Genomic DNA, 225 nt, shown 5'->3' with positions numbered 1-225 from the left:
GATGTGCTGCTTGAGGAGATGGGTGCGTTCCTGTCGGGTCGGGAGGGTTCGTTGCCGGAGCCGCTGCCGTTCCGGAACTTCGTGGCGCAGGCGCGGCTGGGCGTGACCCGGGAGGAGCACGAGGCGTACTTCGCGGGGCTGCTGGGAGACGTGGAGGAGACCACGGCTCCGTATGGGCTGATGGATGCGCATGGTGATGGCAGTGGTGTGGTGCGGTCGCATCTG

Annotated in this window: 1 protein-coding gene; it reads left to right on the top strand. The window is 67.1% G+C overall.

Going from position 1 to position 225, the window contains the following annotated elements:
- Positions 1 to 18: 18 nt before the first annotated feature.
- A partial coding sequence (locus KUM49_RS37040) for a hypothetical protein (protein WP_217241365.1) occupies positions 19 to 225 on the top strand: 207 nt, incomplete at its 3' end.

The organism is Streptomyces sp. AC555_RSS877 (genome assembly GCF_019049245.1).
Lineage (GTDB): Bacteria > Actinomycetota > Actinomycetes > Streptomycetales > Streptomycetaceae > Streptomyces.
The sequence above is the reverse complement of the archived record's forward strand: the minus strand, read 5'-3'. Positions and strand labels throughout refer to the sequence as shown.